24 protein-coding genes are annotated in these 25,616 nt (G+C 27.5%); 17 read left to right on the top strand and 7 right to left on the bottom strand.

Annotated elements, in window-relative coordinates; genetic code table 11:
* Positions 1-223: 223 nt before the first annotated feature.
* From IR151_RS16775 to nagB, 3 genes are all read left to right on the top strand, one after another.
* Positions 224-958, top strand: a complete 735-nt coding sequence (locus tag IR151_RS16775; RefSeq protein WP_227436666.1) for a GntR family transcriptional regulator — start codon at positions 224-226, stop codon at positions 956-958.
* 9 nt (positions 959-967) lie between these two features.
* Entirely contained in the window at positions 968-2,101 is a 1,134-nt protein-coding gene (gene nagA / locus IR151_RS16770; protein WP_227436664.1) for an N-acetylglucosamine-6-phosphate deacetylase, read from the top strand.
* A 102-nt stretch (positions 2,102-2,203) separates the two neighbouring features.
* Entirely contained in the window at positions 2,204-2,953 is a 750-nt protein-coding gene (gene nagB, locus IR151_RS16765) for a glucosamine-6-phosphate deaminase (RefSeq protein ID WP_227436662.1), read from the top strand.
* Between the two features lie 89 nt (positions 2,954-3,042).
* On the opposite strand, the gene IR151_RS16760 is transcribed toward nagB, so the two are convergent.
* On the bottom strand, positions 3,043-3,462 hold the full coding sequence (locus IR151_RS16760; RefSeq protein WP_227436660.1) for a hypothetical protein: 420 nt from the start codon (positions 3,460-3,462) through the stop codon (positions 3,043-3,045).
* 480 nt (positions 3,463-3,942) lie between these two features.
* Between IR151_RS16760 and IR151_RS16755 the strand changes: the two genes are divergently transcribed.
* The 3 genes from IR151_RS16755 to IR151_RS16745 all read left to right on the top strand — a co-directional run bounded on the left by IR151_RS16755 (position 3,943) and on the right by IR151_RS16745 (position 7,966).
* Positions 3,943-4,659 (top strand): response regulator transcription factor, encoded by a 717-nt coding sequence (locus IR151_RS16755; RefSeq protein WP_227436658.1) that lies wholly within the window; start codon positions 3,943-3,945, stop codon positions 4,657-4,659.
* On the top strand, positions 4,649-6,136 hold the full coding sequence (locus IR151_RS16750; RefSeq protein ID WP_227436656.1) for a sensor histidine kinase: 1,488 nt from the start codon (positions 4,649-4,651) through the stop codon (positions 6,134-6,136). The genes IR151_RS16755 and IR151_RS16750 overlap by 11 nt, the downstream gene beginning before the upstream one ends.
* A 216-nt stretch (positions 6,137-6,352) precedes the next feature.
* On the top strand, positions 6,353-7,966 hold the full coding sequence (locus tag IR151_RS16745; protein ID WP_227436655.1) for a sensor domain-containing diguanylate cyclase: 1,614 nt from the start codon (positions 6,353-6,355) through the stop codon (positions 7,964-7,966).
* Positions 7,967-8,153: 187 nt separating this feature from the next.
* On the opposite strand, the gene IR151_RS16740 is transcribed toward IR151_RS16745, so the two are convergent.
* From IR151_RS16740 to IR151_RS16725, 4 genes are all read right to left on the bottom strand, one after another.
* Entirely contained in the window at positions 8,154-8,558 is a 405-nt protein-coding gene (locus IR151_RS16740) for a DUF2185 domain-containing protein (RefSeq protein ID WP_227436652.1), read from the bottom strand.
* A gap of 9 nt (positions 8,559-8,567) precedes the next feature.
* Positions 8,568-8,900, bottom strand: coding sequence for a hypothetical protein (locus IR151_RS16735; RefSeq protein WP_227436650.1), 333 nt, complete (start codon positions 8,898-8,900; stop codon positions 8,568-8,570).
* A 14-nt stretch (positions 8,901-8,914) separates the two neighbouring features.
* Complete coding sequence (locus IR151_RS16730) at positions 8,915-9,322, bottom strand: helix-turn-helix domain-containing protein (RefSeq protein WP_227436649.1); 408 nt, start codon at positions 9,320-9,322, stop codon at positions 8,915-8,917.
* Between the two features lie 97 nt (positions 9,323-9,419).
* Positions 9,420-10,985: a PucR family transcriptional regulator gene (locus IR151_RS16725; protein ID WP_227436647.1), complete on the bottom strand. Its 1,566-nt coding sequence runs from the start codon at positions 10,983-10,985 to the stop codon at positions 9,420-9,422.
* A gap of 206 nt (positions 10,986-11,191) precedes the next feature.
* Between IR151_RS16725 and IR151_RS16720 the strand changes: the two genes are divergently transcribed.
* Together IR151_RS16720 and IR151_RS16715 are read left to right on the top strand one after the other, a co-directional pair.
* The gene (locus tag IR151_RS16720; RefSeq protein WP_227436645.1) at positions 11,192-12,271 is read left to right on the top strand and encodes an amidohydrolase family protein; all 1,080 of its coding nucleotides are present in this window, start codon (positions 11,192-11,194) and stop codon (positions 12,269-12,271) included.
* A gap of 54 nt (positions 12,272-12,325) precedes the next feature.
* Positions 12,326-12,949, top strand: a complete 624-nt coding sequence (locus tag IR151_RS16715) for a hypothetical protein (protein WP_227436643.1) — start codon at positions 12,326-12,328, stop codon at positions 12,947-12,949.
* Positions 12,950-13,110: 161 nt separating this feature from the next.
* On the opposite strand, the gene IR151_RS16710 is transcribed toward IR151_RS16715, so the two are convergent.
* The gene (locus tag IR151_RS16710; RefSeq protein WP_227436641.1) at positions 13,111-13,941 is read right to left on the bottom strand and encodes a MerR family transcriptional regulator; all 831 of its coding nucleotides are present in this window, start codon (positions 13,939-13,941) and stop codon (positions 13,111-13,113) included.
* Between the two features lie 72 nt (positions 13,942-14,013).
* On the opposite strand from IR151_RS16710, the gene IR151_RS16705 reads away from it, so the two are divergent.
* A complete protein-coding gene (locus IR151_RS16705) occupies positions 14,014-15,741 on the top strand; it encodes an ABC transporter ATP-binding protein (protein WP_227436639.1) in 1,728 nt (575 codons plus the stop codon).
* Positions 15,742-15,776: 35 nt separating this feature from the next.
* Positions 15,777-17,639 (top strand): ABC transporter ATP-binding protein, encoded by a 1,863-nt coding sequence (locus tag IR151_RS16700; RefSeq protein WP_227436637.1) that lies wholly within the window; start codon positions 15,777-15,779, stop codon positions 17,637-17,639.
* A 53-nt stretch (positions 17,640-17,692) separates the two neighbouring features.
* Here IR151_RS16700 and IR151_RS16695 read toward each other — a convergent pair whose 3' ends face one another.
* Positions 17,693-18,580 (bottom strand): LysR family transcriptional regulator, encoded by an 888-nt coding sequence (locus IR151_RS16695; protein ID WP_227436635.1) that lies wholly within the window; start codon positions 18,578-18,580, stop codon positions 17,693-17,695.
* Positions 18,581-18,686: 106 nt separating this feature from the next.
* Here IR151_RS16695 and IR151_RS16690 point away from each other — a divergent pair, with 106 nt between their 5' ends.
* The 7 genes from IR151_RS16690 to IR151_RS16660 all read left to right on the top strand — a co-directional run bounded on the left by IR151_RS16690 (position 18,687) and on the right by IR151_RS16660 (position 25,600).
* Entirely contained in the window at positions 18,687-19,274 is a 588-nt protein-coding gene (locus IR151_RS16690) for a LysE family transporter (protein ID WP_227436633.1), read from the top strand.
* A gap of 344 nt (positions 19,275-19,618) precedes the next feature.
* Positions 19,619-20,308 carry a polyphosphate polymerase domain-containing protein gene (locus IR151_RS16685; protein ID WP_227436630.1) on the top strand — a complete coding sequence of 230 codons (690 nt, stop codon included), beginning with the start codon at positions 19,619-19,621 and terminating at the stop codon, positions 20,306-20,308.
* A gap of 77 nt (positions 20,309-20,385) precedes the next feature.
* Positions 20,386-21,060: a DUF4956 domain-containing protein gene (locus IR151_RS16680; protein ID WP_407812130.1), complete on the top strand. Its 675-nt coding sequence runs from the start codon at positions 20,386-20,388 to the stop codon at positions 21,058-21,060.
* A gap of 16 nt (positions 21,061-21,076) precedes the next feature.
* Positions 21,077-22,957: a CotH kinase family protein gene (locus tag IR151_RS16675; RefSeq protein WP_227436628.1), complete on the top strand. Its 1,881-nt coding sequence runs from the start codon at positions 21,077-21,079 to the stop codon at positions 22,955-22,957.
* 386 nt (positions 22,958-23,343) lie between these two features.
* Positions 23,344-23,634 (top strand): ABC transporter permease subunit, encoded by a 291-nt coding sequence (locus IR151_RS16670; RefSeq protein ID WP_413927372.1) that lies wholly within the window; start codon positions 23,344-23,346, stop codon positions 23,632-23,634.
* Between the two features lie 306 nt (positions 23,635-23,940).
* The gene (locus tag IR151_RS16665) at positions 23,941-24,630 is read left to right on the top strand and encodes a YczE/YyaS/YitT family protein (RefSeq protein ID WP_227436626.1); all 690 of its coding nucleotides are present in this window, start codon (positions 23,941-23,943) and stop codon (positions 24,628-24,630) included.
* A gap of 430 nt (positions 24,631-25,060) precedes the next feature.
* Complete coding sequence (locus IR151_RS16660; RefSeq protein WP_021383760.1) at positions 25,061-25,600, top strand: helix-turn-helix domain-containing protein; 540 nt, start codon at positions 25,061-25,063, stop codon at positions 25,598-25,600.
* The last annotated feature ends 16 nt before the right edge of the window (positions 25,601-25,616 follow it).

The raw sequence follows: 25,616 nt of genomic DNA, 5'->3' as shown, positions 1-25,616 counted from the left end.
TATATATATTAGTATTAGTGAAATTTATAATAAATAATGTAATTATTCATGCATTTTCAATTATTTAGCTTCTTATATAGTATAAACTCCAATTTCTTTTTTGTCTTTAGATTTCCCTAAAATTTTTACAAAATAAGTTAAAAGTATTGAAATAAATTTTCTTTTAAAGTATAATTGGTATATACCAAAATTGGTATATACCATATTGAAAAGTGGTGATTTTATGAAAATAGTGGATAAATCTAGTAATATACCATTGCATACTCAACTAAGTGCCATAATAAGAGAGATGATAGAAACTGGTGAACTTAAAGAAGGTGATGCAATAATACCAGAAAGAGAACTTTGTAATATACAAAATGTAAGTCGCATGACAGTGAATAAAACTATTGTTGGCTTAGTTACAGAAGGTCTTCTTTATAGGGTACAAGGAAAGGGTACATTCGTCGCAAAGCAAAAAAAGAAGTATCAGTTTTCAAATGTAAAAGGTTTTACTGATGTAATGAAAGAAAAAGGAGTAAACATAAGAACTGATATATTATCCTTTGAGATGGAACTACCAGACGATTTAGTAAAAAGAAAGCTTGGAATAAGTGATAATACAACAAATATATATAAAATTATTAGACTTAGATATACAGATGGAGAGCCATTTGGATTAGAAATAGTGTATCTATCAGAAGAAATGTGTAAAGGTCTTACAAAAGGAATATTAGATAATTCTTCATTATATAGAGTTTTGAATGAGAAATATGGCTATAAGATACAAAAAGCTGAGCAAGTAATGGAGCCAATTATACTTTCAGATGAAGAAAGTAAGCTACTTGAAACAGAAGAAGGTTCTTTAGCCCTTAAACTTCATAGGAATTCTTATAATAAAGAAGGTAATCCTATAGAGTATACCATATCGATATTTAGAACAGATAAATATCAATATGAAATAGTATTGAGTGAGTAGGTGAATAAGGTGAAATGTTTAATTAATGGGAAAATAATATTAAAGAATCAAATTTTAGAAAACAAAGTACTAGTATTTGATGAAAAAATAATTGATATATCTGATGAGATACCAAATGATTGTGAAGTTATAGATGTTGGTGGTAAATATATCTCTCCAGGTCTTATTGATATTCATATACATGGAAACATGGGAAAAGACACAATGGATTCAACTGATGAATCTATAGAGACAATTTCAAAATCAATAATGAGACATGGTGTAACATCTTTTCTTCCAACTACAATGACAATGGATAAAGAGCATGTTTATGATGCACTTGAAGTTATCAAAAAAGCTAAAAGTAGAAAACTTGGAGGAGCTCAAGTATTAGGAGCACATTTAGAAGGACCTTTTATAAATGAAAATTATAAGGGGGCACAAAATGAAAAATTTATAATAAATTCAAAATATGAATTTATCAAAGAATACAAGAATGTTATCAAGGTAATAACTTATGCTCCAGAAAAGGATATAGACTTTGACTTTACTAGAGAAATCAAAAGATGTACAAATATAGTTTTATCTATAGGTCACAGTAATGCAAGTTATGAGCAAGCTAAAGAAGCTATAAACTTAGGTGTAACAAATATAACTCATATGTTTAATGCAATGACTGGATTAAACCATAGAGATCCTGGTGTTGTTGGTGCAGCACTTACAACTGATGTATATAGTGAGTTAATAGCAGATACAATCCATATAAATAAAGATTTATTTCAATTTATATTGAACAACAAAGGTAGAGAAAAATTGATTTTAATAACGGATTCTATTGAAGCGGGTGGGCTTGAAGATGGAAATTATGCTCTTGGAGGTCAAAAAGTTATAGTAAAAGGCAATGAAGCAAGACTTGAAAATGGTGCATTAGCTGGTAGTGTATTATCTTTAAATAAAATGGTACTTAACTTTTTAAATAATACAAACCTTAGAGTAAATGAAGCAATTAATTTAGCATCCTTGAACCCAGCAACATCTTTAGGCATAAATGATAAAAAAGGAAGTCTAGATATAGGTAAAGATGCAGATATAGCTGTGTTTGATGAAAACTTGGACTGCAAGATGACTCTATGCTTGGGTGAAGTAGTATACAAAAATATGTAGAATGTAAAAAATAAGCTTTAAATAAAATAAAAGTTATATAAAAATAGTAATAAATTAAACTTATATCAATTAAAGTATTAGCTAAAATTTAGGAGGAACAAAATGAGAGTATTAGTATGTAAAGATTATGATGGAATGAGTAAAAAAGCAGCTGAAATGATAGCAGCTCAAATAGTTTTAAAGCCAAATTCAATATTAGGATTAGCTACGGGAAGTACGCCAATAGGTATGTATAGAGATTTAGTTAAGAAATATAATGAAAATATAGTAGATTTTTCAGATGTAATAAGCTTTAATTTAGATGAATACTATAAGTTGCCAATATCTAATGACCAAAGTTATGATTATTTTATGAAAGAAAATCTGTTTAATCATGTAAACATTAAGTCAGAAAATACTCATTTACCAAATGGAATGGCTGATGATATTGAAAAAGAATGTATAAATTACGAAGCTTCTATTGATAGAGCAGGTGGTATAGATGTACAAGTACTTGGAATAGGTCGTAATGCTCATATAGGTTTTAATGAACCTGATAATAAATTTGCAAAAAGAACTCATGTAGTTGAATTAACAGAATCTACAATAGAAGCTAATGCAAGATTCTTTGAATCAAGAGAAGATGTTCCTAAAAAAGCTGTAAGTATGGGAATTGGTTCAATTTTAAAATCTAAAAAAATATTACTTTTAGCTTCAGGAGAAGAAAAAGCTGATGCAGTATATAAAACTGTTTATGGGGATATAACTCCAGAAGTTCCTGGTTCTATACTTCAACTTCACAAAGATACTATAGTTATAGTAGATGAAGCAGCAGCAAGTAAACTGAATCCAAAAGATTATAAATTAGTATAAGAATATAATTGGGTTTAAGTAAAAAATAGCTATCTTTAAATAATAAAATTTATTTAAAGATAGCTATTTTTATTTAAGTTATTTAGTTATTATTTTTTACGAAAACTCGTTATCAAGAAGTATCCAAATAATATATTAAAAATTATTATATTAAGTGGTATTCGGTCAAGCATAATAAAACTACCTATAATTGGAATTTTGCCAACTGGAAACATAAATATTAATACAGGCATTAATGTTAGTAAAAAAGATGGAAGACAGAGAAGGATTAATCTTGGAATATCAATATACCAATTGCCAGTTTTTTTATACTCCTTAATAAATAATTCAGTTCCTAACAATAAACCAATGCCACCAGAGGAGATTAAATTAATAAAAATAAATTTTTTAAAGTCTTGCATAAAACCAGTGCCAAATTTACGATAGAAGTCAAAATTCAATTTAACAGCTAAAAAATACATACTTAATAGAATAATTAAAAATAAAAGATATGTAAGCGTTTTTTTCATTTTAAATTCTCCCTTCAGAGATACTTTACCTAGTTTTATTTTGTTGAAATATAATTTTGTCAATGAGTTTAAGAAATCCATAAAATTAATTGAGAATGGAATAAGTATGATATATGAATAAATGTTTTTTATGCTTGAAGTAAACTGTATTACTTAATATAACTATAATATTAATTGTTTGAATATTCAATAAAAAGTCTGAGAAATATCAGTTTTGGTAGAAAATGAATAAATATAGTTAGAAGTTGGATTATTATTTTATAACATTTTGTATTGAGTCTGATAAATTCTATAATAATTTGTTTTTGCCTTAAAATTGCCTTAAAATCTAAACAATTTTAAAACTAATGTACCATAAAAAGCTGATATAATTTAAATATAGTAAAAAATATTATTTATCTTATAGATTGGGGTTTTATTGTTTAATCAATGTATTTATACTATTTAATTTAAATTAAGAGTTTATTAAGGAGTGAGTGTATGAATAAGTTAATTTATATAGCAGATGACGAAGATAATATAAGAAATTTGGTAAAGACATTCTTAAAAAATGAAGGCCATGATGTTATGGATTTTAAAACAGGTGACGAACTTTTAGAGCAATTTAATAAAAAAGAGTGTGACTTAGTAATCCTAGATATAATGATGCCTGGTTTAAGTGGTTTTGATGTATGTACGAAACTTCGTGAGAAGAGTACTGTTCCAATAATAATGCTTACTGCAAGAGATACAGATATAGATTATATTACAGGGATAACTTTGGGTAGTGATGATTATTTTACAAAGCCATTTAGCCCAATGTCTTTAGTTATGAGAGTAAAGTCGATATTTAGAAGGATAGAATTTGAAAAGAAACAAATTTATGATAAGTATGGTTATTCTGTAGATATGGAATTGAAATTTGGTGATATAACAATAAATAAAAAAAATAAAATCGTTACAAATAAAAGTGACAATATAGACTTAACACCAAATGAATACAACTTATTAACTTATTTGTTTGAAAATAGAGACAGAGCAGTTTCTAGAGATGAATTATTAAATAAAATATGGGGATATGATATAGAAGTTGAGACAAGAGCTGCTGACGATACGGTAAAGAGACTACGTAAAAAAATTTTAGATACAAATATTTTGATAGAAACTGTCTGGGGTTTTGGGTTTAGATTAAAGGAGAAAAATTCAGATGGAAAATAAAAATGATAAAAAGAGAGAAAATAAGATTAAATCCATATTTAAATTAAAATTTTCAAAGAAAAATATAAGCATAAAAACTAGAATTTTATTGAGCATATTGTGTTTAATAATTGTAGTCTTTATGATAATATTAGTATCTTTTAATATATTGCTTGATACGTACATAAAAACGACTGCAAATGAAGAACTAACAAAATCTACAGAAATAGTAGAACATATGGATAGCAATTTTAGACCTATTAAGCCTCCTCAAGATGATGGAAAGCTTCCTCCAAAAGCATTATCTAATTTTATGAGAAATGTACAAGATAAAGTTAGGATGGCAGAAACACAATCAGATGCTGATGCTATGGTGGTTGATTCAAAGTATAACTTGATATTTCCAACAAGAGAGGATGATTTCTTAAAGAATATTGATGAGATGGAATCGATTAAAAAGTGTATCCAAAATGAAAAACTCGACTTAAACTCAGATGAAAACACACGTATATCCACTGGAAGTAAAGATTATTATATTTCGACTGTAAAAATTACTAGTATATATGGAGAACAAGATAAATATTTGATTCTTTTTATAGATATATCAAAGACTTTAAATCTAGTTCAAAAGATAAATATTGTATTGATATTTGTAATGTGTTTTGCTGGGATATTAGCAATATTTACAGCAGTAGTTTTATCTGAAAAAATTGCTAAGCCGATAAAAGAGTTATGTGGTTTTGCAAAAAAAATGGGTCAAGGAGATTTTAAAAGAACTTACTTTGACTTTTCAGATAAGGAATTAGTAGAACTTTCAAATATTATGAATAAGAGTGCTGAATATCTTGATAAGTATGATAATGAACAAAAAATATTTTTTCAAAATGCTTCTCATGAACTTAGGACTCCACTTATGTCCATTAAAGGTTATGCAGAAGCCATAAAGTATAATGTAATAGATAGCAAACATGCAAGTGATATAATACTTGAAGAAAGTGATAGGTTGAGTGATATGGTTGAAGATTTGTTATATATTTCTAAAATTGATAATATAACTAAAGATTATGACCTTGTAGAATGTGATTTAAGGGAAGTACTTTCAAACTGTGGTTCTAGACAAAATGTAAGAGCGGCAAATAAAGGTATAAAATTTATTTATGAGTTTGATGAAGAAATGGTTCTATTTGAATGTGATGAAAAAAATGTATCCAAAGCATTTATGAATCTTATAGAAAATGCTTTAAGGTATGCTAAGAGTGAAATTAAAATAGTATGTAAATATAATCAAAAAAATATAGTTGTTGTAGTTGAAGATGATGGGATTGGGATTAATAAAGACGATTTACCTCATATTTTTGAACGATTTTATAAGGGAGTTGGGGGAAATCATGGAATTGGATTATCAATAGTTAAATCTATTGTAAATAAACATTGTGGACGTATATATGCGGAAAATGGTAAAAAAGGAGCTAAGTTTACTATAGTATTTAAGTTATAAAGATAATATTGATATATATTAAAGAAATATGTCAATATTTGAAGTTGTTTTTTACATATATCTATTGTATACTGTTGAAAAAAGAACAATATTAAGCTGACATATATTATAATGGTTGACAATTAAAGTAGATGCTTAAATATACATGCAGAAAGGAAAAGTAAAATCTGAAGTGTATTTAGCTTAAGTAAGCTTCTTATTTTATAAAAAATATGTATGAAAGAACAACTGCTTTTTGATATTACAAATTTAGTAACAGTTATCTTTGAAGCTTTTGTTGTCCATATGTTTTTATCAGATTTTTTAGGTCAGAAAGAAGGATATACAAGAACTGTAAGATATGCTAGATTGGGTTTTATAATATGTTTAGGAGTCTGTAATTTAATAACTTTAAATCCTGTAATCACAACACCTTTAATTTTCATCCTTATTTTTTCATCATCATTTTTATATGAAGGAAATACAAAGACACGATTGTTTGCGACTGTTTTATTAAATGTATTCTTTATATTATCAGAAATTGTGGTAACAAGTATTTTTGTTTTATTTATAAAAGAAGGCTTCGAAATAATGTTTGAAAACAATACTATAAGAGTACCAGCCACAATTTTATCTAAGATAGTTTTTTTATTTATATGCAAGATAGTTTGTTTATTTAAAAAAGATGTACATTCAGATATGCCAATAAAGTATTGGGTTATTTTACTTGCAATACCTTTGTTCAGCTTATTTCTGACTATTTCTATCTTTGATGTAAATAATTTTTTTAGTTCTGAAAGTTTAAAATTTCTAAACTTAATATCAAGTGTTGGTATTTTATATATTAATTTTATCGTGTTTTATCTATTTAAATCTATTATAGATAAAACTAAATTATCTATGAAGTATGAAATACTTGAGCAAGAAATAATTCATAAGGAAGAATTAAGGCTCAGTAATGAACGTTATAAAATTATTGTTGAACAGACTGACTCTGTTGTCTTTGAATGGAATGCTAAAGAAAATAAATCATTTGTATCTCAAGCATGGAATGAAAAATTTGGATATAGTAGTAAATGTGACAATCTTTTAAAAGAGATTATGGATAAAGAATTAGTTCATCAGGAAGATTATAGTGGATTTGAAGAGTTTCTTAAGTGTATTAAAGAAAATAACAAACATAATCAGGTAATCTATCGTTTAAAAAAATCTAATGGCGAATACCTTTGGTGTAGAACATCAGTAACAAAGATTTTTAATGATGAAAATGAACTTTTGAAGGTTGTAGGCGTAATTGTAGATGTAGATAGTGATATAAAAAAATACGAAGAGTTGAAAACTAGAGCAGAAAGTGACTCATTGACAAATATATACAATAAAGGTACCTTTGAAAAATTAGTAGAAGAAGTTATATCTACAAATAAAAGCAATAAAAAAGATGCATTATTCATTATTGATTTGGACGATTTTAAGGAAATAAATGATAATTTTGGGCATCCATTTGGTGATTTTGTATTAAAAACTTTTGCTGAGAAGATACAAGATAGTTTTGGGAATGAAGATTTAGTTGGAAGAATTGGTGGAGATGAATTTGTAGTATATATGCAAGATTATCATTCAGAAGTAAATTTGCATAAAAAAGCTAAAGAATTAAATAGAGTACTTTATGAGAACTACAATGATTTAAGTTTTAGCTTTGAGGCTTCTGTTAGTATAGGTATTGCAAGACATCCTCAAAATGGAAATTCATTTTTAGAATTGTTTAAAAATGCAGATAGAGCTCTTTATAATGTAAAGGCCTCTGGAAAAAATTCTTACTGTTTATTTGAAGAAGAATTATATATACAGTGAATTTAGAAGATATAGTTTGAGTATATAGTTAAATTATTAAAAAAGTTGACTCATGTAGTGAATTTGTAAGTATTTGTTAAAGGCTATGACCATAAAAAGCATAGCCTTATTTTCATGTCTAATTAAGAACTATGTATTTTAAAAGAATTCTATTTATTAAAACCAAATTGTCAATAAGTTTTATAGTTTAAAAATATGTAGGATTCATAAATGGTATTGTAAGTTCTGTGACTTCTCCACTTGGAAAATCTGTCTCTCCCACAATGAAGGGTTCAAGTTTGTCGCTTTTCTGAAACAAGTTTTGAAAGAATTCTACTGGATAATTTTCCTGATTTAAAAATTTTAGATTCTTTTCAAATGCTATTTGTGCAGGATGTTTAACTAGTTCTCTAATTTCTTTCCTTGTGTTTGTGTCAATAAAATATTTTCCACTTTTATCAGAGCGAAATTCTAGGTCTGTTACTATAGGCATATAAAAAATATTTAAAGTAGTTGGTTCAATATTAACAAGAGTATTAAAATCTACAATTGTCATGTTTTTAGGATTATCAATATACTCTTGTGTATCTGTATCTCCAAAAGCAATTAGCATTTTCTTAACTCAAAATAATGTAATACATATTACCAAACCTATAGCGCTGATAGCCAAAAAAATCAATCCAACTCCAACTGATTTTTTTCTAGATTCAATTTCTTTACAATCTTCTTTAGACATATCTATAATAGGGTATTTTCGTCTACCTATTAAGTATATTATTAAACCACTCGAATTATTACCATTCATAGCAAATAATCCCCACAATTTAGGATGTTTTAATCCACGAGCTTTTGCATCAATCACAGTCATATGATAAATTTGATATACAACACCAACTGAACCCACAAGAGCTACAGCAAAACATATCAAAATAAGCATAGTTTTATTCACTTCCATAATGAGTACACCTCCTAAAATTTTCTTATAATTTGGTAGAACAATGCTGATGAACTTATTATTGCTGTACAAAATACACTAACCATAAAGTAGTAGTTGTCTGGTATAAAGCTATTAAATAGCACAAATAAAATAAGTAATATAATATTGATAATAATTGCAGTTATTAACTTTTTATTACTATTAACTAGATTTGTACTTTCTTTTAAATGTTCAATCATTTTATTATCTCCTTTCAATAATTCATCTAAGCTAATGGAATACAAATCACTTAGTTTGATGACGCTTATAATATCTGGATAAGATTTCTCATTTTCCCAATTTGAAATTGTTTGTCGTGATACATTAATTTTTTCTGCAACTTTTTCCTGTGTCAATCCAGAATTTATACGAGCATTTTTCAGTTTCTTTCCAATTTCCATGTAGCTATCGCTCCTTTCATAATTATTTTGTCATATTGAGAGGGTAAAATCTATCAAATATCTTTTACAATAGTGATTTAAGTGTGTCAAAATATTTTTACATGCCTGTATATGTGTTGAAACAGGTCTTATTTCTTGAGTTAATTTCAATCATTTTTATAGAAATATAAATCTGAAGTATTTCATCAGCATAATCTAGTGTAATACCTGTAATTTCTTTTATTTTATTAATTCTATAAAACAGAGTATTTCTATGGATATTTAAAACTTCAGCTGCTTTGCTTGGTGAATTATTAAAGTAGATATATTGCTTTAAGGTCTCTAAAAAATTAGAACCATTTTTTTTATCTTCTTCAATTAGTTTGGTTACAGCAGGATGATTGAGGTCATATAAATCATAGTTGGTACTAAGTAGCTCGTAGAGGATATATGGTATGCTTTTCCCAAATGGAGAAAAGTTTATGTCATATTTTTGAGCAATTTCACTAGCTTTTTTGGCTTGAATATAATACTTCCAACTATCAGATAGCTTTGAAAATCTTGGGCTTATTCCAGCATAAAGTGAATTTAGTTTTAAGTAATTAATAAATTCTTTATTTTCATGCTCAATTAAATTATGAATTAAAGAATCATTAATAAAAACAACTAAAGTAGACTTGTATACTACACAATTATTAGATGGTATAAATGCACTTAAAGACTGCATAATAAAAGGAACTTTACTGTCAAAGTAATTATTATCTTTGTTTACTATTACCATTATGTTTAATGAATTTGACTTAGTCCAATTTAGATAATGAAATCTTCTGCTTATAGTATCATCATCTAGATACTTTTTTTCCAACAAATCAGAAAGTATATAATTAGGAATAAGTTTTTTATCTATATTAAACAGATTATTTTTTTGCAATTCTAGAGATAAAGCTTTATTAAGTGATTCTAATAATTTGAAGTGAAATTCATTAAATGGAATTTTCCATTCACAGATAGCTATATGAGCTATTTCAATTTCTTCTACACACACGGATGAGATTAATGTACCAAGCCAGCTGTCTGGTTTATTTTCTTCTTTAATAGATTTATTATAATGTATTTTTTTATGTATATTTTGATATTTTATGTAATTTATTGTTTCTTCGTCTAAATATTTATCTCCATTAGAATCTTCAGTAAGTTGCAATATATCACTAACATCATAAGAATGAGCTAAAACTTTGAAGGTAGAGTCACGAATTATCATGGGATAGCCAAATTCTTCATGTGCTATATCAATTAAATATTGTATGCCTTTATTCTCAGAAACCACATCAAAAAACCTTTGAGAACATAAACTAAGACGTATTTCTTGATTCATAATATTTAACAATTCACTAAAAAGGTCATATTTTTCTTTTTTTGATTTTATGATACAAATATCTGAGTTTAAATTATATCTTTCTAAATCAATGTTAACTTCATTTTGTATAAATATACCTAAAAAATTTATATTGTTCAAATCCACAGTAATATCTGATATATTTCCTAAATATAAACATCCAGTAGTAAATTCAGTTTGATTATTCTTATAAATATTCAAGCTAGTAATGTCTATATATTCATCTGGAAATGGCTTTAATACTGAGATATATTGAGATATATCTTTCATTAAATCTGTTAATTTCATGCTAAACCTCCTCTAATTATATTTGATTGTACTATAGCACAATCAATATAGTATATTTTACATTAAAGTTTAGATTATAACACATAGTTTAGGTAAATTAATTTATATATAATTAGTTATATAAATTAAGAAAATATCAAAGTAAGAAATTTTTAATTAAATAAGAATTAAATTTTTAATAAATAAAAATAAAGGGAGTGTGAAGTATGGCAATAACTAAAATTACTAATGTTAAAATATTTGATGGAGAAAAACTTTCAGAACAAAGGAGTGTTGTAATAGAAGATGGTGTGATATCATCAAAAACAATATCTGATATTACTATAGATGGAGAAGGATGCACTTTACTTCCAGGATTTATTGATTCTCATATACATTTGGATAGTTTAAAAAACTTGGAGGACGCAACTGATTGGGGTATAACTACTATGCTTGATATGGCAACTAATAGTAAAGATGTAGTAGAATCTTTAAGAAATTTAGACGGATTAACTGATATTCGTAGTGTATATGAACCTGTTGCACCAGAATCGCACCCTCATCTTATGGGAATGGGGTTTAAAGATAGTAAAATACACACTATTGAAGATGCTGAAAATTTTGCTAAGAAACAAATTAAACAAGGAGCAGATTTTGCAAAAATCATAATAGAAGACCCTAAAACATCTAAAACGGCTTTTGATTTTGAGACAATAAAAAGAGTAGTTGAAATATCTCATGAACATGGTAAAAAAGTATTTGCTCATGCACCTACAACTATAGCTTATGAATATGCAGAAAAAGCAAATGTTGATGTAATAAATCATATTCCTTTTATAGGTAAATTATCTGATGATGTAGCCAAAAGGATAAAAGAGAAAAATCTTATATCAATTCCAACTATAGTTATGATGGAAAGTATAGTATCAAATATAAAAAAAGCTACAGGAAGAGAAGATGTTAGGTTAGAAACAGCAATAGAAAATACAGCTACATTGAAAAAAGCTGGAGTGATGATATTAGCTGGAACTGATGCAAATAATGATGAAAATTCTATTAGTATAGTGAAACATGGGGAATCTCTTCATCGTGAATTTGAATTATTAGTTAAGGCAGGTCTTAATACAATTGAAGTACTTGAGAGTGCAACAAGTTTACCAGCAAAATTATTAGGTCTTAATGACCGTGGAGTAATAAAAGAGGGAAAAAGAGCTGATTTAGTAATGGTTGAAGGTGACCCAATTAAAGATATAGCAGCAACTAGAAATATAAAAGGTGTATGGATAAAGGGTAATAAAGTAAGATAATGAATGGAGTATTGTTAAAAATAAAAGAAGTTTATGTTAAAGGAGATTGAGAACATGTTATTAAGTAGACCAGGAAAAAATTCTATAGAAGATATAGTGGATAAAAATAGTGTAAAAGAGCTTATAGAATTTGAAAGGTTTTGTAGAGATAATGCGTTATGGGATGAAATGAAAAAATGTTTTGCAAAGGAATCTACTGTTTTAATATCTTGGTATCAAGGTAGTGGAGAGGGGTTCGTAGAAGAATCAAGTAAGATGAAATCTTATGCGCCACATAAAATTTGTGATACATTAGTTTGGGTAAATAAAGATAAGGCAGTATCAATTACAATGGGAGCTATCCATATTAGAAATGAAATAGATGGAAATTTAGTTGAACTTCAGTCAGATGTCAAGTTTCTGTATAAGACTCAAAAGATAGACGATATGTGGTATATAATATCTATGGATGCTATATATGAAAAAGATATAATTTTACCTGTTTATCAGGATGGGGATGTCAAAATTTCTAAGGAAGATATAAAGGATTATAGACCTTCATATGCAAGTCTTTCTTATATGCTTAGTACAGATGGATATAAAATAAATCAAGAACTCCCCGGAATAGATAGACCAGAGAAGGTTGATAGACTTTATAAAGATGCAGAAAAATGGCTATTAGATAACTCTAGAAATTAGTTTAAATATAAATAAAGATGTAGGTGATTTTATATAAAATCACCTACATCTTTTTAAATAAACTTCTGTATGCTTTAGATAATACTATTATAAAATTTATTTAATTTGCTATACTCATTATTAATCTTTACATTCATTTTTGTATTCTTTAGTATCTCCTTTTACATTTTAACTTCTGCTGATATTTGAGTTAGATATTCATTAGAATCTCTTACACTTATATCATATAGGAGATATTCTTCATAAACAAAATCTCCCATATATAAATTATTTTGATTGAAAAATTCTAATAGTTTTTCATAAGTTTTATTAATAGTTTCATAACTTCCTTTATGATAAGCAGTTACATAAAGCCCTTTTGGTTTGATTGATGTAGGATATTTCTTATAGTCTTTATTAACTTTTGTAAATAAATATGAATATGACTCAAAATCTCTATTCATTATATCTTCGCCTTTAATGATTGAACCAATCATACCATCATCACCTAAATCATAGTTATCCATAAAGTTAATACATTCATATAAAAAGTTTTCATCATCATCTCCAAGAAAGGGTTCTTTATAAGTAAGAGGCGTTTTGACTAAATACTCTTCCTCATGTTCTTCTAAAGTAATCGTATTTGCATCTATATTACATGCTTTTTTAGTAAATGAAATAGTAGACTCCATTAAAGCCTTAATATTATTCAATTTTTCAATTTCATTGTTAATATCAAGAGTTTTCTTTTCTAAAAGTTCAATTAGTAAACTCGGAGTTCGTTTATCTATGTAAGCTTTAATTTCTTTTAAAGGCATTTTAATTTCCTTAAGAGAAGAAATTATACCAAAAATACTGAGTTGATGGTATGAGTAGTATCTATATCCGTTTTCCTTCTTTAACTCTGGAGAGAAAAGACCTATATCATCATAATGAAAAAGCGTCTTTTTATTGACTCCACAAATCTTTGCAAATTCTCCAGTTGTGAAATAATTTTTCGAAATTTGACTCATAATTAAAATTCCTCCTTGACTATCCTGTTACAGTATAGTTTATCATAATATTCTATAAAGGAGTGTGATTGTATGAAAAAATTAATTCGTTTTTTAAAACCATATAGAGTTTTAATTGTTACAGTGCTGATGTTTACATTTTTACAAACTCTTGGAACTTTATATATACCAACACTTACAGCAAGTATAGTAAATAATGGTGTAGTAAAGGGGGATGTAGATTATATTGTAAAGACAGGTTTAATTATGTTGATAGCAGCAGGTATAACAGCTTTATCAGCTGTTTTAGTTTGCAAAGTATCATCAAATCTCTCATCTGGATTTTGTAGAGATATTAGAGAAGCAGTATTTATAAAATCACAAGATTTATCAATAAATGATTTTAATAAAATAGGAACAGCTTCAATGATTACTAGGAGTACTAGTGATATTACTTTAATAGGTCAATCTTTGTTTATGTTTATTCAGTTGGTATTACCAGCACCAATCATAACAGTTTCTGGTTTATTCTTAGCATATTCTATAGATAAAGTAATGACAATTATTATTGTTACAGTAATGTTTCTATTCATGTTATCTGCGTTTTTGGTTGGTAAAAAAGTTATCAGATTGTTTAAAATGATGCAAATAAAGATGGATAATATGAATAGAGTATTACGTGAAGTAGTAACTGGAGTAAGAGTTATAAGAGCTTTTGATAGAAGTCGTTTTGAAAAAAAGAGATTTGATAGAACTGCAATAGATTATTCTGAAACAGCAATTTCAATAAATAAAATATTTGCAGTACTTATGCCTGTTGTAATGTTAATAATGAACTTAGGTATAGTGAGTATAATTTGGTTTGGTGGTATGAGAGTAAGTAATGGAAATATGGAGATAGGTCATATAATGGCACTGGTTGAGTATTGTATCTTAATATTATTTTATTTAATTATGGGAGTAATGGTATTTATGTACATACCTAGAGCAGGAGCTTGTGCAGATAGAGTAAACCAAATCTTAGACATAGAACCTGAAATTGTAGATGGAAATGGATATAAAGATATTACTTCAGAAAGAGGTCATTTAGTATTTAAAAACGTAACTTTTTCATATTCCCAGTCGGAGGAACCTGTTTTAAACAATATAACATTTGAAGCAAAATCTGGAGAAGTAACTGCAATTATAGGAAGCACTGGTTCTGGTAAATCTACTATTGCAAATATAATACCACGTTTTTTTGAAATTCAATCTGGAGAAATATCTATAAATGGTCAAGATATTAAGAATATGCCTCAAAAAGAGCTTAGAGACAAGATTGGATTTGTACCACAAAAAGCCTTTTTATTTAGTGGGACAATAGAAGAAAATATAAGATATGGAAAAGAAGATGCAAGTATTGAAGAAGTAAAACATGCTGCAAATGTAGCCCAAGCTGATGAATTTATTTCTGATATGGAAGATAAGTATGATTCGTTCGTAGCACAAGGAGGAAATAACTTATCTGGTGGCCAGAAACAGAGAATATCTATTGCAAGGGCATTAGTTAGAAAACCAGAAGTATATGTTTTTGATGATAGCTTTTCTGCATTAGATTTCAATACAGATAAAAGGCTTAGAAAAGCATTGAAGAATGAAATTAAAGATTCATCAGCCATAATTATAGCACAGCGTATAAGTACAATTATGGATGCTAATCAGATTATAGTTTTGAATGATGGAGAAATTGTAGGTATAGGAAAACATAAAGAGTTACTTGAAAATTGTGAAGTTTATAAGCAAATCGCAGATTCACAGCTTAGTAAAGAAGAACTTGCATAGAGTGAAGAATCAATCTGTGTATTTGGAGGTGTAATATGAGTGAAAAAATAACAGAAAAACAAGATGTAGATGTACTTAGTTTTGAGGATGGTATGTCAGCAGAAAAAGCTAAAAATGCAAAAAAGACTACTAAAAGATTATTGGAATATATGAAAAAACAAAAATTTAAGTTATTAATGATTTTTATTTCAGTATTAGTAAGTTCAGCTCTTACAGTTTTAGCACCAATGGTTATGGGAAAAGCTATTGACCAATTATTTAATGGGATTAAGACTGCAGTTCAAACAGGTACAAAGTTCAGTGTGAATTTTAGTACTATGGGAGGTATAATATCAATACTTCTAGGGTTATATTTGATTAGTGCAGTATTCATATATATACAACAATATATTATGTCAGGGGTTGCACAAAATTTAGTTCTTAACATGAGAAAAGATTTAAGTGATAAATTAAATAAGCTTCCTCTTAAGTACTATGATTCCCACAAAAAAGGGGAAACACTTAGTATCGTAACAAATGATTTAGAGAAGGTAGCAGATAGTTTACAAGAAGGGTTAATGCAACTTATTACGGCAGTGGTCACAGTGATTGGTTCTATTGTAATGATGATAAGCATAAGTATACCACTTACAATAGTATCAGCTGTAACATTGCTTGTTTCCTTAGGTATTACTGTTATAATTGCAAGAAAATCACAAAATAGATTTTCAGAAAATCAAAAAGCATTGGGAGAATTAAATAGCAATATAGAAGAGATGTTTACTGGTCAAATAGTAGTCAAGGCATTTAGTAAAGAAAAAGATACTATAAAAAACTTCAAAGAATTAAATCAAAATCTTTATAATGCTAGTAGAAAAGCTCAATTCTCATCATATGCTATATCTCCAATTATTAGATTTATAAATCAAATTGGGTATGTTATTATAGCAGTTGTGGGAGGTGTATTTGCATCAACTGGAGCAATGACTCTTGGTAGTATACAGGCGTTTATACAATATGTAAATCAAGCATCAGAGCCTACTACAGAGATATCTTATATTGTAAATATGCTTCAAGCTGCAATTGCATCTGCAGAGAGAGTTTTTAAAGTTATGGATGAAGTTGAAGAAATAAAGGACAAAGAAGATTCAAAAGTTATCAATATGCCTAAAGGTAAAGTGGAATTTGAACATGTTAAATTTGGATATAGTGATGATTCTATTCTTATGAAAGATATTAATATTAAATTGAATGCAGGAGATAAGATTGCAATTGTTGGACCTACAGGAGCTGGGAAGACAACTCTTGTAAATTTACTTATGAGGTTTTATGAGATACAAGGTGGAAGAATTACTATTGATGGAGTTAATATAAAAGACTTAAAACGTGGAGAACTTAGAACTATGTTTGGAATGGTTCTACAAGATACATGGCTATTTAATGGTAGTATAAAAGAAAATATTGCTTATAGTAAGTCAGATGCTACAATGGATGAGATTGTAAATGCAGCAAAATCAGCAAGAGTAGACCACTTTATAAGAACTTTACCTCAAGGTTATGATACCGTATTGACTGAGGACGCTTCTAATCTATCTCAAGGTCAGAAACAACTTTTAACAATTGCCAGGGCAATACTTTCAGACCCATCAGTGTTAATTCTTGATGAGGCAACCTCTAGCGTAGATACTAGAACAGAGGTTGAGATTCAAAAGGCAATGAATAACTTAATGAAGGGAAGAACTAGCTTCGTTATTGCACATAGATTATCCACTATTCGTGATGCGGATTTAATATTAGTAATGAAAGAAGGTACTATTATTGAACAAGGAAATCACAAAGAACTTATTGAAAATAAAGGATTTTATGAAGAACTTTATAATAGCCAATTTTCAAGTGAATATGACGAAGAAGTTGTGTAATTAAAATAATTAATATGATAAGAAATAGATAGACTTATTTTAAATAAGTCTATCTATTTTTCATTTGAAACAACTAAATCAATAAATAATTGCATAAGGGGACTAATCCACTTATTTTTATGATGGCCACATACTGCTACAATGCTTCTATCATCTAACTCTGTATCTATTGCACATAGTTCTCCTGTCTTCAAATCATCTTCTACTGCAAACGTAGGAAGGTATGACACTCCCATATCATTTTTTACTAAATTTTTAATAGTAGGTATACTCCAGAGTTCAATCGTATGGTCTAGAGTAATATTTTTTTCATTTAAATATGATTCAAACATTTGTCTAAAAATACATGCTGGCTCATCTATTATGAAAGGTATATCTAATTCTTGGTTTGGAGTAATAAAATCAGGGAATTGTTTTTTTACTTTTGGAGATGCAACTAGTGTCAAAGGTGATTCTCCAACAGTATAGGTAGAAATAGAATTTCCCAAGCCTCCAATATCTTTATAAAATATTCCTAAATCAATGCTTCCTGCAAGCAAAGAATTTCTAATATCATAGCAATTCATTGAGCGAAGAAATAGCCTTGCATTTGGTGCCATTTCATGAAAACGTTTTAAAATAGGAGGTATTTTATAACAAATAAGAGTTTCTCCCATTGCGATATGTAAATCACCACGTAACTCAGACAAGTCAGTACCAAAATTCTTCATTTTATCAACAGAACATAGAACGTCATCCACATAAGGTATTAGATTTTTGCCAGCTTTAGTTAGAACCATTTTTCTTCCTATCTTTTCAAATAAGTGTGTAGATAGCTCTTGTTCTAACTGTTGCACTTGGAATGTTATTGTTGATTGTGTGTAATTGAGTTTATTTGCTGCTTTAGAAAAACTACCTTCTTCTATTATGGTTTTAAAAGTTTGTAGGTATTTAAAATACATGCTCATCCTCATTTCATTCAATATAATTGAAGTATAGATTTAAATATTTCGATTTTTTTTATTGTTTGATTTATAGTATTATAATATAAAAGGAGAGTGATTACAAGTGTTGAGTGAAGTTTTATTGTCTTTTTTACCATACGCATTTGTTACAGGTTTTACACCAGGACCTAATAATATTCTTGCATTAAACACAATTAGTAATAATGGATGGAAAAAAGGAAAGTCAGTGGTTATAGGAATTAGTATGGGATTTATATGTATTATGTTTATATGTGCTCTTGGATGCCTTGAATTATCAAAGTTTATACCAATGATTACTGGTATTATGAAGTACATAGGAGCACTTTATATTATTTGGTTAGCAATACAAGTAGCTAAGAGCAAACCAAACAATGATAGTGATGTGAAGAAAGAATCCTTTTGGACTGGATTTATTTTGCAGTTTGTCAATGTAAAAATTATAATATTTGCTATTACTGTATATACAGGGTATGTAATACCTGTGTCACAGTCAGTTGAATATTTATTATCAGCAGCAGTTTGTAATAGTATTGTAGGCATATCTGGGACTTTGACATGGGCTCTAGCAGGAGGTATTTTACAAAAATATATAAACAAGCATTATAAAGTAATTAATATTATTATGGCACTAGTACTTGTTTGGAGTGCAGTAAAACTAATTTTAACATAATTAAGCATATAAATTTAATTATTTGGTATTATAAATTTAGAAGATGGAATTATGGATTATATCATTTTGAATAAGAAACTTGATTTTTTATTTGAAATATTTAATTTATCTATAAATGACATCTTCTTTTTTTTTATCTCTAAAACAACTATTCACTGACTATACAGAATCTAATACCATATAAAATTTAATAAATTTATAGAAATCTCATCAGCTTAATCTTGTTTGCCACATATATGCCATAAAGATGCACTTATTTTACGGAGATTTAACAAAGTCAAGTGAAGTATACTCTAAATATAAAATAAATCAAACATAGTTAAATGAATTGAGAGGTGATAATAATGGATAAGAAGTTAAACTATAGATTTGAGATGAAACACAAAATAACTGAAGCTGATGTCCTAGCTTTAAAATCAAGGCTTTATCCAATAATGAAAAAAGATAGAAATGCATCAAAAGATGGAAAGTATCTTATCAGAAGTTTATATTTTGACACTCCTGAAGATAAAGCACTTTTAGATAAGTTAAATGGAGTTGCAATGAGAGAAAAGTTTAGAATAAGATTTTATAATAATGACCTTTCTTATATAAAATTGGAGAAGAAAATAAAACATTATAATATGACATCAAAACTGTCAGCTAGTTTAACTAAAAAAGAAGTAGAGAAGATATTAAAAAATGACATTGAGTTTTTAAAAGAATCGACAAACTGCTTATTAAGAGAATTTTATTTAAAAATAAAATGTGAAAGATTGGAGGCAAAAAGTATAGTTGATTATGATAGAGAAGCTTTTGTCTATCCACTTGGAAATGTAAGAGTTACAATCGATAGCAATATTAAGACTTCTGTAAATTCAGTCAATTTATTCAATAAAGAATTGCCAACAGTATCAGTTATTGATGAAAATATGACTGTATTAGAAGTTAAATATGATGAGTTTATACCAGATTTTATAAAAGATTTGGTTCAGATTAATAAAACTACTTCTACAGCAGTTTCAAAGTATGCATCAAGTAGATTGTATATATAGGATTTAAATTCAAATTTTAGGTAAAGAGCGTCCAAATAAAATAAAAAAATTAAAAAATAGGAAGGATGATTTTAGTTATGACGTTTAACGATATTTTTAAATCAAGTTTTATAGAAAATGTATCAGGTTTTTCATTTGTAGATAGTGCTTTAGCTCTAGGTTCAGCATTTTTAGTAGGTTTGTTTATATATATGATTTACAAAAAAACCTATATGGGTATTATGTATTCTCGACCATTTAATGTGTCACTTGTAGCACTTACAATGCTTACAACTTTCGTAATATTGGCAGTTACATCAAATGTAGTTTTATCTCTAGGTATGGTTGGTGCTTTATCTATAGTAAGATTTAGAACAGCAATTAAAGACCCAATGGATTTGGTATTTCTATTTTGGTCATTAGGCTCAGGCATAGTTTTAGGTGCAGGTTTGATTCCATTAGCTGTTATGGGTTCAATAATCATGGGATTGATTCTAATATTCTTTTCAAACAAAACAATATCTGAAACACCATATATACTGATGGTAAATTGTAATAATGAGAATTCAGAAGATATTGCAACTGACAAAATTAAAAAAGTATTTTCTAAATATCAAATAAAATCAAAAAGTGTTACACCAGAAAAAGGTATAGAATTGGTATTTGAAGTAAGAATGAAAGACGGAGAAACAAGTCTTATAAATGACTTAAGCCAAGTCGATGGAGTTACTAATGCAGTTCTTGTAAGTTATAATGGTGACTATGTAGCATAGAGAGGAGTAATCTTTTATGAAAGATAAAAAATTTACCCTTCTTATCTCAATTATGGTTATATTTTTATGTGCAGTAGTTGGAGTTTACAGTACATATGGTAATAAAAATGTTGATTTATATAGCAATGTATATATTGAAAAATATTTTGACAGAGACAAGGTTATGGAAGTTAATATAGAAATAGATGAAAGTGACTTGGAAGATATGAATGAAAATGCTATAAAAGAAGAATTTAAAGTTGCAAAAGTAACTGTAAATGGAGACACATATGGAAACGTTGGTATAAGAACTAAAGGAAATTCAAGTCTTACATCTGTAGCAAATAGTGATAGTGATAGATATAGCTATAAGATTAATTTCGATAAATATAATACTAGTCAAAGTATGGAAGGTCTTACTCAATTAAACCTTAATAACTGTTATTCTGACCCATCTTATATGAGAGAATTTTTAACTTATAGTGTCTGTGAGGAGATGGGATTAGCTACTCCAGAATTTGCATATGCTAAAGTTTCTATAAATGGTGAATATCATGGATTATATTTGGCAGTAGAAGGGTTAAAAGAATCTTATCTTGAAAATAATTTTGGAGATGTAACTGGAGACTTATACAAATCAGATGAAGGAGCCTCATTACAATATGAGGGTGATGACCCAGATAGTTACTCAAATCTAATCGTTGAAAGTGACAAGAAAACTGCTGATTGGTCTAAAGTTACAAAACTACTAAAATCTTTAGATACAGGTGAGGATGTTGAAAAATATCTTGATGTAGATTCTGTCCTCAAAAATATAGCAATAAGTACAGCTTTATTAAATCTTGATAGTTATCAAGGTAGTTTCGCTCATAATTACTATTTATATGAACAAGATGGAGTGTTTTCTATGTTGCCATGGGACTTTAATATGTCATTTGGTGGATTTAGTGGTTTTGGTGGAGGTAGTCAATCTATAGCTATTGATGAACCTACAACAGGTAATTTGGAAGAGAGACCTTTAATATCTGCATTATTAAAAAATGATACATATAAAGCTAAGTATCATGAATATCTAGAAGAAATAGTAACCAAGTACTTGGATTCAGATTATCTGGAAAATATGACAACAAAATTACATGACTTGATAGCATCATATGTAAAAGAAGACCCAACAGCATTTTATACTTATGAAGAATTTGAAAAAAATATAACATCTTCAATTGAAGACTCTAGTGATAATAAGGGATTTGGTGATAAAGAATCTAATAATAAAGATTCTAACAATAAAAATAAGAATTTTGAAAACAAAAGTAATGAAAAAGAAGTTAATGCTGAATTAACATTAAGCAAAGCCAAAACTAATACGGATAATGATACTCAAAATAACACTACAGATAATAGTGAAAATGAGAATAATACAAATACCAATAAAAGTGGTGATGATACTAATGAAAAGTCAGGAGGGCCTATGGGTAAAGGTGGAAAGTCAATACCAGGAGTTTTAGAAGTTGCAGAAAATATGAGTAAAACTATAAAAGCTCAATTAAGTGGAGAATCTTCTTCAACTAAGGAAACTTCTGATGATAATAGTTCAAGTGAAAGTAAAGACACAGAAAATTCTGATGATAAGATGAGTGGCATGCCAGAGCCACCTGAAGGCATGGATGGTAAAACACCACCAGGAATGGGAAATATGGATAAGGGTGATATGAATGGTAAAAATGGAGATATGAATATAGATAGAAGTCAAGGTAATCCAAAGGAAGCTGGGGGTTTTGGTAATAAAGGAGGCGACTCTATGAATAAAACAACAACATACTCTAAATTAATTTTAGGTGGAGTTTCAATGATAATCATGTCAGTTATGCTAGTAGGTGTATCAAAGATAAACCGAAGAAGATTTATAAAGTCAAAATAGATTTAGATACAAATAATATTGATACTGTTAAGTAAATATCTACTTAACAGTATTTTTTTTATTTTAATATCTTTGTTTTTAATAAAAAGTATTTTCTTATTAGTGTTAGATTAATAATCGTTGTAATTTCGTACATTTATAATTTTACAATGATATAGTAAAATTTAATTCTATTAAAAAAGTACATAGAAAAAAACGATTAGACAAAGTATGAAAAGTATAATACGATTATTTTGGGGTAAATGGAAAATAAATTTATATTTTGTAGAAATATCCATAAAAATGAATGTTTTAAATTTAACTTATATTAAAGTAAAGAGTGATGTGTAAGTTTAAAAATTATAAAACTAAATTATAGTATATAAATAAAGTTTAAATTCATGTAAATAAAAATATCATCAAGTAATGTACAAATATTTAGAAGAATAGTTATGCCACAGGCTATAAGAGTAGCTATACCTGCATTATCTAATCACTTTGTAGATTTAATTAAGGGTTCATCACTAGCTTTTACTATAGGGGTAATAGAAATAATGGCAACAGCAAATTATAATGGCGGTAGTAAATATAAATATCTAGAAGCTTTCTTAGTAGCAGGATTTGTGTATTGGTTCATATTATTTGTATTTGGATTTATTCAAAAGAAAATAGAAGAAAAACTAAATGCTGCATACTAACAATAATATTACCATAATAAAATAAAAGCTATTTAAATATAATAAAATATGTTTAAATAGCTTTTATTATTTAATTATAAATAAAATTGAAAATATAGTGTTTAATTGTAGAAAACATAAATTATTTCTTCAAAAAAATAATCTGAAAATTTGTAACCAAATTGTAATAAAATGGTAGTTATTTAGCATAAAATGATGTATCATAGAGTTAGATTATAAAATTTATAAGATAGGATTTTTGCACGAAAACTGCTGACTTTTGGTATTTAAGGTGAGTAGTTAAATTATGTTTAGGAGGGGTAGATTTTGTTACAAAAAGTATTATGGAAATTTTCAAAGCTGGTTTTAGGTCTATTTATATGTTCAATTGGTATAGTATTGACGATAAATTGTAACCTAGGTTTATCTCCTTGGGATGTGTTTCATCAAGGTCTTTCAAATCATGTAGGAATAACTATAGGGACTGCCTCTATAATTGTAGGCTCTATAGTAGTTATAGCTGATGTTATTCTAGGCGAAAATGTAGGATGGGGAACTGTATTCAATATGTTATTAATTGGCTTTTTTATGGACTTACTTCTATATACTAACTTAATTCCAAAGACGGATAGTGTATTAATAGGAATAATTATGTTAATTTTAGGTTTGGGGCTTGTAGCTCTTGGAATGGTATTTTACATGGGAAGTGGTCTAGGAAGTGGACCCAGAGATGGTTTGATGGTTGCTCTTCAAAAGAAAACAGGAAAATCACTTAACTTAATAAGAGGAACTATAGAAGTTGGTGCATTAATAGTTGGATTTTTCTTAGGTGGAAAAGTTGGCATAGGAACTATAATAAGTGCATTTGGTCTAGGATATCTTACACAAATATTATTCAATTTGTTTAAATTAGATTGTAGTAAAATCAAACATAGATTTATAATAGATGATATAAAATTTATAAAATTGTATGTGAGCGGAGATAAAAAACCTGCTACTCAAAATATGGCTAAATAGCTCTATAAAGAATTAATTAGAAGTATATAGTAATTATAAATAAAAATTTTCTTGTAAATATATAAAATTTCAAATATTAAAAGATATGGATTGCTAAAAAACTATAAAATATAGATTTTTAGCAATTTTTTATTTACTTAACATATTCTAAGACTTTAAAAGCTTTTATATATGTTATATGAATTGATTTATTTATAATTAGAGATACTAAACTTTATATATATTAATATAAACACATTCAAATTGTGTATTTTTAAAGCCTTTAAAATACTTGTATTTATTCTAACTAAAAAAATAAAAAAATTAGCAAAAAAGTCTTGTATTATATCTAAATTTTATATATAATTACCTATGTTGTTTACAAATTTTAAACTCAATGTTTAGTAAACAAAATGTTTAGTAAAATAAAACAAAAATTAGGAGGTGCAACATGGATATAGGTGAAAAGATAAAAAGATTAAGAACAGAAAAACAACTGACCCAGGAAGAGTTAGCTAATAGATGTGAATTGTCAAAAGGATTTATTTCTCAACTAGAAAATAACTTAACATCACCATCCATAGCTACCCTTATAGATATACTTGAGATATTAGGTACAAATTTAAGGGAATTTTTTAATGAAATAGATGACGAAAGAATTAGTTTTACAAAAGAAGACATGTTTGAAACTGAAGATGAAGATTTAAAATATAAATTAAAGTGGTTAATTCCAAATTCACAAAAAAATGAAATGGAGCCAATAATAATAACATTGTATCCAGGTGGACAATATAAAGAAGAAAAGCCACATGAAGGTGAAGAATTTGGATATGTATTAGCAGGTTCAATATATGTTCATATAGGCGAAAAGAAAAATAAGGTAAAAAAAGGAGAAAGCTTTTACTTTAGACCAAGAGCAAATCACTATATATCAAACGAAGGTAAAACGACAGCAAAAGTGATTTGGGTAAGTACGCCACCATCATTTTAGAATAGAGGTGTTTAAT

This window comes from Clostridioides sp. ES-S-0006-03 (assembly GCF_020662275.1).
Classification (GTDB): domain Bacteria; phylum Bacillota; class Clostridia; order Peptostreptococcales; family Peptostreptococcaceae; genus Clostridioides.
Note: the sequence above shows the minus strand (reverse complement) of the source record. Positions and strands in the feature narration are given on the sequence as shown.

Excerpts from the sequence above, each read along its gene's own strand:
- IR151_RS16775 (WP_227436666.1), top strand. The coding sequence starts at position 224 with ATGAAAATAGTGGATAAATCTAGTAATATACCATTGCATACTCAACTA.
- nagB (WP_227436662.1), top strand. The coding sequence starts at position 2,204 with ATGAGAGTATTAGTATGTAAAGATTATGATGGAATGAGTAAAAAAGCA.
- IR151_RS16760 (WP_227436660.1), bottom strand. The coding sequence starts at position 3,462 with ATGAAAAAAACGCTTACATATCTTTTATTTTTAATTATTCTATTAAGT.
- IR151_RS16755 (WP_227436658.1), top strand. The coding sequence starts at position 3,943 with ATGAATAAGTTAATTTATATAGCAGATGACGAAGATAATATAAGAAAT.
- IR151_RS16750 (WP_227436656.1), top strand. The coding sequence starts at position 4,649 with ATGGAAAATAAAAATGATAAAAAGAGAGAAAATAAGATTAAATCCATA.
- IR151_RS16745 (WP_227436655.1), top strand. The coding sequence starts at position 6,353 with ATGAAAGAACAACTGCTTTTTGATATTACAAATTTAGTAACAGTTATC.
- IR151_RS16740 (WP_227436652.1), bottom strand. The coding sequence starts at position 8,558 with ATGCTAATTGCTTTTGGAGATACAGATACACAAGAGTATATTGATAAT.
- IR151_RS16735 (WP_227436650.1), bottom strand. The coding sequence starts at position 8,900 with ATGGAAGTGAATAAAACTATGCTTATTTTGATATGTTTTGCTGTAGCT.
- IR151_RS16730 (WP_227436649.1), bottom strand. The coding sequence starts at position 9,322 with ATGGAAATTGGAAAGAAACTGAAAAATGCTCGTATAAATTCTGGATTG.
- IR151_RS16725 (WP_227436647.1), bottom strand. The coding sequence starts at position 10,985 with ATGAAATTAACAGATTTAATGAAAGATATATCTCAATATATCTCAGTA.
- IR151_RS16720 (WP_227436645.1), top strand. The coding sequence starts at position 11,192 with ATGGCAATAACTAAAATTACTAATGTTAAAATATTTGATGGAGAAAAA.
- IR151_RS16715 (WP_227436643.1), top strand. The coding sequence starts at position 12,326 with ATGTTATTAAGTAGACCAGGAAAAAATTCTATAGAAGATATAGTGGAT.
- IR151_RS16710 (WP_227436641.1), bottom strand. The coding sequence starts at position 13,941 with ATGAGTCAAATTTCGAAAAATTATTTCACAACTGGAGAATTTGCAAAG.
- IR151_RS16705 (WP_227436639.1), top strand. The coding sequence starts at position 14,014 with ATGAAAAAATTAATTCGTTTTTTAAAACCATATAGAGTTTTAATTGTT.
- IR151_RS16700 (WP_227436637.1), top strand. The coding sequence starts at position 15,777 with ATGAGTGAAAAAATAACAGAAAAACAAGATGTAGATGTACTTAGTTTT.
- IR151_RS16695 (WP_227436635.1), bottom strand. The coding sequence starts at position 18,580 with ATGTATTTTAAATACCTACAAACTTTTAAAACCATAATAGAAGAAGGT.
- IR151_RS16685 (WP_227436630.1), top strand. The coding sequence starts at position 19,619 with ATGGATAAGAAGTTAAACTATAGATTTGAGATGAAACACAAAATAACT.
- IR151_RS16680 (WP_407812130.1), top strand. The coding sequence starts at position 20,386 with ATGACGTTTAACGATATTTTTAAATCAAGTTTTATAGAAAATGTATCA.
- IR151_RS16675 (WP_227436628.1), top strand. The coding sequence starts at position 21,077 with ATGAAAGATAAAAAATTTACCCTTCTTATCTCAATTATGGTTATATTT.
- IR151_RS16660 (WP_021383760.1), top strand. The coding sequence starts at position 25,061 with ATGGATATAGGTGAAAAGATAAAAAGATTAAGAACAGAAAAACAACTG.